The following is a 6,917-nucleotide window of genomic DNA, read 5'->3' on the forward strand; positions in this document are numbered from 1 at the left end:
AATAATTCATTAATATATATATTTTTATTTATACAATTATTGATCTATTGGTTATACAAATATATCTCAATAAAAATGAACTAGTTATCAATATAAAACTTCCAAGTAACAAATAGACATAATTAATATTACTGTTAATTATTAGATTACTAACTTGATAAAATATCACTGAAATTGAATATGCAGAAATAGTTGACCAAACAGCAGATATTGCCGCCCATCTTTTGCCTATCTCATTAGAAATCACACCAAATACTGAGACACAAGGAAAGTATATTAAAATAAATATTAAATATGATAAAACAGCAATTTTATCTTCAAAATTTTTTGAAATGTTTCTTATAATAGAATTATTGATTTGATTATCTTCATAATAATTATTTATTGCCCCTGTATTAGTTAAATTATACAATTTGTCAAAATTATCAGTTAAAACGCCTTTAATTTTCTCAAATATACTGAAAAATGCTCTTTTGTATTTAGACACAATACTTATTTGTTTTTGATTATCTGGTTTATCAATTTTATCTGAATATAATGAGACTAGAGTGCCTACAACAATTTCTTTAGCAAATATCCCAGTAATAATTCCTACAGCTGCAGGCCAATTTTCATTTTTCAGCCCCATTGGTTTAAAAATATGAACAATATTTTTTCCAAAAATATTAATAATATTTTCTTTATGATATTTTCTCTCACCATTTTTAATTGGTATTTCGATAGAATTAATTAAATGAATAATAAAGAATACAACTATTATTGTTTTACCAGCACCAAAAATAAAAGACTTTGTCTTTATAAGGCTTGTGTTAATAATAGTTTTAAATTTTGGTAACTTATACTCAGGTAATTCTATTAACATATTGGAATTAGCTAAGTTTTGGGATTTACCTTTTAATAATAACCCTGTAATTAACGCCATACAAATTCCTAAAATATACAAAACAAAAATAATATTTTGCGTATTATTCGGAAAAAAAATGTAACAAAATAACGTATAAACAGCTAATCTTGCTGTACAAGAAATAAATGGCATCATCATGATTGTTGAAATTCTCTCACTATGATTACTTAACATTCTAGCTCCAGTTATAGCTGGTACATTGCACCCAAAACCAACCATTAATGGTAAAAATGATTGCCCTGATAACCCAACTATTTTCATCATTTTATTTGCAATAACAGCTGACCTTGCAATATAACCACTATCCTCTAAAAAAGATAAAAATATATACATAGCCATTATAATCGGGATAAATGATGCAATAGTTTGAACTGCCCCACCTAATCCATGTATCAGTATATTAATCCACCCAGACATATAAATTTTTGATATAATGTATAGTGGAATATCAATAAATGTTGCTTCTGCTATAAGACTAAAAAATTCCTGAAAAACTCCACCTATATTTATACTAAATACAAACATTAAATATAATGATAATAAAAATATTGGAACACTTAAAAATTTATTCAATACTATATTATCTATCTTATCCGAAAATGACTGAGAATTAGAAATTCCACTTTTACAAATCTGCTTTGAAATATTTTCTATAAAATTATATCTACTATTTACTAATACTAAATCAGATGTTTGGCCAAATTCTTTTTCCAAATCTTTATATATTTTTTTTATAAATTTTTTTAATTCATTATCAAAATTTTGATAATTTCCCTCAAGTAATTCAATTTTTTCTTCATTAGAAATATTTGGAAATTTTTTCCTCAAAAAATTTTCTACATCAAAATAATATTTGGAAATTTTTTTAGAATAAAAATCAAATATATCTAAAGAGTTTTTTATTTTTTTACTTTCTATTAAAAAATCTTTTAACCTAATAATATCACCTCTATTTTTAGCAGATATCGATATAACTGGACATTTTAGCAATTCAGATATTTTTTCATGATCTATAAATATACCTTTATTTTTAGATATATCTTCCATATTAAAAACTAAAATTACCGGTATCTCCCTTTCAAGCAATTGCAGTGTTAGGTATAAACTTTTTTTAAAATTTACACTATCAATCACATTTATAATACAATCAAAATTACCCTCTTTAATGTAATTAATCGCTATCTTTTGGTCCAAGGATGTTTTTCCTCCAACACCTAAAGAATATAAGCCAGGCAAATCTACTAATTGCACTTTATGATTTTTATTATAAAATCTCCCAACTTTTTTTTCTACCGTTACACCTGACCAATTAGCTGCTTTTTGTTTAAGACCTGTTAATTCATTAAATATTGTTGATTTTCCTGAATTAGGGTTACCAATAATACCTATTGAAATTTCTTCCATTTAATAACTCATTTTTAAAACTAATTTGTAATTTTATTAATCACTAATTTCTCAGCTATTGACTTATCTAATGCAAATTTATTACCTTCACATTTTATTATAACTGAACCAAAAAAATTTTTCTGAATTAACTTCATTTTCATCTCAGGTAATATACCCAATTCCATTAATTTAATTTTTTGAATTTTATTTAATAAAAATTTTTCTATTTTAAAAATTGCCCCTTTACTTATCTTGTTTATTGATTTGTCCTTCATATTTGCAATTGATAATCATTCTTGATTAGAATCTAAATTATATTTTTCTTATTGTCAATAAATGTTTCATATGATTTTATAAAAATAATTACTTTAAATACTTTTGAAAGTTATTATGCCCACAGAAAACTATGATCGTTTATTAGTAAATAAACAAGATACTCAAGTTAATATAAAATCATACTTAGAAAGTCAACAAGAGGTTGATCATGATCAACGAAAGCAAGAGCTTCAATCTGACCTTAATGACGCACAATTAGCTCCAGATCTAATTCTACAACTAGAAGAGTTACGTGATTTAGAATTAGGAATAAGCTGGGCACAATTTGGTCCAAAAGCAGATGGAAGCTATGATTTAATTAGAGATTGTATAAATCAAGAAACGACTCCTACAAATCCAGAAAAAGCTGAGCAAATATCTTATATAATTCAATCAACTAACTTACTATTAGGTGCTAAAAAAGCTTTAGAATTAGAAGGTAAAAATACTGATAAAATTAATGAATTATTACAAGAACAACTAAGTAAACTTGATAGTAAAGAGAAAATAGATATTAAAGCATTTAATGCAAAAGTCATAAATTTATTAAAGGATCAAGGAGTATCAGAAGCAAAAGCAAAGCTAACTACTGCAAGAAATTTTGTTTTTATGGACAACAGGCAATTTCATGTATCCACTTTAACTAAACAAAAAGATGCACAAGGCAAAGAAGGGCTAGTTGTCGAGTCAGATATGATGCTACTTGGACTTACTGATACTCAGAAAACAGAATATAATAGAATCAAAGATTGGCAACAAGGACAAAGACTAAATATTGGTTGGTTTGATCAACTAAGTGATTTTGATAAAGCTTTTGTTAAAAGTTACGCTGCTCAAATTGCACAAGGCAATGTAATGTTGCCAACCCAGACTAGAGAGCAATTAGCTGGATTAAGAAATGCCTACGAAAAATCTGTCTTTGTTTGTGACATGAATGGAGGAGGTATGGAACAAGTGCTCGAAGTACTACATACCGGCACACCATCGTTTCATGGTGAAGATGATAAAATAAACCTGCAACAAACAGCGCAAAATTTAGAACAACTTGATTCTTTCACTCCTGACGGAGTAGAGATTACAGATAATGCTTTAAATTCTCCTAATCTTGCTGATGGTATACCAAATTATAGTAATGAAATAGATAGATACGCACCAGATTTAATCATGAAAGCGCAAAAACAAAGAGGAAGTGGAACATGCGCTATCACACCTTTTAATGGAATGAGGAGATTAGCAAGTAATGATAATCACGGCTTTGATATAAATTTATTAAAGCTTGGTACTACTCTTAAAAATCAACAAGGACTTGAAAATATTGCTAACTACTTAATCAATGGAACAAATAAAGATCAAGCACTTGAGCAATTAGACGGCTTGAATGGTAACCTTGATTTACAAAATGCTTTAAAAAATGCAATAAAAGCAAAGGATATGATTATCAATCCACATAGTATGTTTGAGAGTGAAAATCAAAATTTAGATCTTGTAACTGCAATGATTCTAGTTGATTTTGCCTGTAACAATGCAAATGGTGCTGTTAAAAAAATATTCCCTGAAGTTAATATTGGTAAAGTCAACATACACTGCGCTAGTGGTAAAGATAGGACTGGAATTAGCCTTACAGATGCAACAAACAAAGCTGTTAGTGAAAAACTTGGGCTTAGCGAAGAACAAGCAAGAGAAAATTTAAAAACACAAATTAAAGGAGGGCATACTCAAGAATTAGCATCATTAAATGGCGGGACTCCTGGATGTCATGGAGTAAAATCAGATTCAAAAACCGCTTTATCTGAAAAAAACCCTCTTGGTACTTTAGTTGAGGAACCTGCAGGCTTTAATAAAATTAAAACTAAAAAAAGTATAGGAGATAAAGTAAAAAATTTCTTTAAAATTGCAGCTATTGTGGTAGCTGCAATTATAGCTTCACCTTTAATTATAGCAGCTACAGCAAGCTATTCAGCATACTTTGGAGTAAAAAATATGAGTAAATACAGCCCTAACCAAGATGATTTAGATAAAATGAAAGATGTATCTACTCTAAAACAACCATTAATTGAATCACCTGATAAAAGCTTATCCCAAAATCAAAAACAATCTCTTGGACCTCATACAGACCAAATATTAAAAGAACGCAGCACTTCTCACTCTTTAGATAACGGAAGAGGAGGATAATAAAATTCACAAATGGTGTTCCCGACAGGATTCGAACCTGTGACCTTTGGATTAGGAATCCAACGCTCTATCCTGCTAACTTATAAAAAATAAAAACTAGATATAGCAATAGTCATCACATAGATAATAGTAAGTCATTACAAGAAAATACACTGTCAACTCTATCACTTTCATTAAATTGATAGCTTATACAATTATAAAACTCCTTTATATGTTCACTTCCATCAAGATCACTAAATGCATGTGGACAAAAAAGCTTTGAAGGATTAAAAGTTAAATTAGAAATTAAACTTATTAGTTTTTTTATATTAGATTGAAATATATCTACTGCTAAACTTTCTTTTCCCTTATAATTAGTTAATAGATTTGCCGTTTTATTTAATATTTCTTCTTGAGAAAAACCATTAAGTAGAAAACATGAAAAAGCCTCTGCATAATTATTTATGTTTTTATTATAGTTGAATCCATCATGATCAGTTTTATAAAAATGACATTCATGAATATTTCCTAAAACTCCATAATTACTAAAGTTCAAATCCTCTTCATTTGCCAGAACATTTTTGAATAAAAAATCAAAATATTTATCCCTACAATGTTCATATAATAAAGTATTAATATTTTTACTACTTTTAATATAATATTCCTCCATAGTTTTGAAATCTGTTTTAAAACTAGAGATTAACAAGTGTTGCAATCCTATGCCATTCATATCTTGAACCTCTAAGCAATGCTTATCTCCTAAAATCTCGTTACATGCTTTTGATTTTTCATATATTTTCTGGGCAGTCTGGTTTGTTTCATGTACACTCTTTATAATCAAGTCTCCGTATTTAATTACAGTACTTTCTGCTAAAGCCAATATACTTGAATTTTTTTTATCTACTATTCCGAAACGTTCTAATTGATTATATTGCGTCTTAGACTTTACAGATGAGCATATTACAATAAGCCTATGAAAATAATCTAACTCAGTACCAAGTATATTCTTAATTTCATATATTGATTGATTTGCTAAATGATATCCTAGAACACCAGACTGTTCAAATATAGGTCGCAATAATAGAATTTTTTCATTAATTGTATCGTTAGTATTATTGATTACACACTTATTGAAATGGCTAAAACTAGCCATAAAGAAGCCTCCACACTGATTACATTACACCAGAGCATAACATAATATATTTTATTTATATATTTTTTGTAACTTAATAAGTGTTAAAATAGTCTATGTAGAATTACGTAACAGATAATTAAAATTCACAAATGGTGTTCCCGACAGGATTCGAACCTGTGACCTTTGGATTAGGAATCCAACGCTCTATCCTGCTGAGCTACGGGAACAAACTAAAAATATGATAATTAATTATATAAAGAAATACAATCTTAATTATAAAATAATAATCTCTTTTTGATAAAAACTAAGTATCTTACAAATCACTTTTTTATTTGAATAAATATTAGACACACATCTTTTATAAATATTAAGCTGCTTTGAATATTCTGAAGAAATATTATTTTTCGAAATAGCTTTAGACTTATCAGTTTTAATTTCAATAATCTCAATTTGGTTATCTTGAATTATAAGCTTATCTATCTTTAAAATTGATTTACTATTTTCTACCAAATTTGCAACACTTACCTCAGAAAATACATTTTTAGAAAAAATATTGGGAAATTTCTTTAAAATATCTGCCGTAATTTGTGTAATCTCACTTACATCATTTTTAGGCAATAGATCAAAATTATCATCATATGCCAATGATGTGATATACTCTTCTATATCTGTTTTACATATTTTGGCAATATCACATAAAATTTTGTGTATAAAATTTCCTCTAATCACAGCTATATCAGAGAAAATTTGCTCTTTAGTGGATGCAATGTCATTTTGCTCAACAGCATTTGAAACGTAATTTTCATTAAAATAATTAGGGGTATTATTATCCTCGCATTCTAGTTTATCAAAAATATACTTTGGTTCTTTAATTTTTAGATCTGAATATTTTATAAAATTCTCTCCTAGAGCATTTTTTGCAATGTTAAACCAACTATCTTTTTTATTTTTACCTTCCCCAAAAATATATAACTCACTCTCAGCACGTGTCATTGCAACATAAAGTAATCTTAAACTTTCTTTTTT

At 27.5% G+C, this 6,917-nt stretch carries 5 protein-coding genes and 1 tRNA gene; 1 reads left to right on the forward strand and 5 read right to left on the reverse strand.

The window, feature by feature from the left end; genetic code table 11:
- Nucleotides 1-28: 28 nt before the first annotated feature.
- Together feoB and h2es_RS03000 are read right to left on the reverse strand one after the other, a co-directional pair.
- Nucleotides 29-2,308, reverse strand: coding sequence for a ferrous iron transport protein B (gene feoB / locus h2es_RS02995; RefSeq protein ID WP_154511287.1), 2,280 nt, complete (start codon nucleotides 2,306-2,308; stop codon nucleotides 29-31).
- Between the two features lie 20 nt (nucleotides 2,309-2,328).
- Entirely contained in the window at nucleotides 2,329-2,565 is a 237-nt protein-coding gene (locus tag h2es_RS03000) for a FeoA family protein (protein ID WP_126044214.1), read from the reverse strand.
- A 115-nt stretch (nucleotides 2,566-2,680) separates the two neighbouring features.
- On the opposite strand from h2es_RS03000, the gene h2es_RS03005 reads away from it, so the two are divergent.
- Nucleotides 2,681-4,777 (forward strand): protein-tyrosine phosphatase family protein, encoded by a 2,097-nt coding sequence (locus tag h2es_RS03005; RefSeq protein ID WP_154511289.1) that lies wholly within the window; start codon nucleotides 2,681-2,683, stop codon nucleotides 4,775-4,777.
- A 115-nt stretch (nucleotides 4,778-4,892) separates the two neighbouring features.
- On the opposite strand, the gene h2es_RS03010 is transcribed toward h2es_RS03005, so the two are convergent.
- The 3 genes from h2es_RS03010 to h2es_RS03020 form a co-directional block, all read right to left on the reverse strand.
- Nucleotides 4,893-5,909, reverse strand: coding sequence for a hypothetical protein (locus h2es_RS03010; protein WP_154511291.1), 1,017 nt, complete (start codon nucleotides 5,907-5,909; stop codon nucleotides 4,893-4,895).
- 132 nt (nucleotides 5,910-6,041) lie between these two features.
- A tRNA-Arg gene (locus h2es_RS03015) sits at nucleotides 6,042-6,118 on the reverse strand.
- Between the two features lie 46 nt (nucleotides 6,119-6,164).
- Nucleotides 6,165-6,917: hypothetical protein (locus h2es_RS03020; RefSeq protein ID WP_195909965.1), on the reverse strand; the 753-nt coding region annotated here is incomplete at its 5' end.

Source organism: Rickettsiales endosymbiont of Trichoplax sp. H2, assembly GCF_009690945.1.
Classification (GTDB): Bacteria; Pseudomonadota; Alphaproteobacteria; order Rickettsiales; family Midichloriaceae; genus Aquirickettsia; species Aquirickettsia rohweri.

Excerpts from the sequence above, each read along its gene's own strand:
- feoB (WP_154511287.1), bottom strand. The coding sequence starts at position 2,308 with ATGGAAGAAATTTCAATAGGTATTATTGGTAACCCTAATTCAGGAAAA.
- h2es_RS03000 (WP_126044214.1), bottom strand. The coding sequence starts at position 2,565 with ATGAAGGACAAATCAATAAACAAGATAAGTAAAGGGGCAATTTTTAAA.
- h2es_RS03005 (WP_154511289.1), top strand. The coding sequence starts at position 2,681 with ATGCCCACAGAAAACTATGATCGTTTATTAGTAAATAAACAAGATACT.
- h2es_RS03010 (WP_154511291.1), bottom strand. The coding sequence starts at position 5,909 with ATGGCTAGTTTTAGCCATTTCAATAAGTGTGTAATCAATAATACTAAC.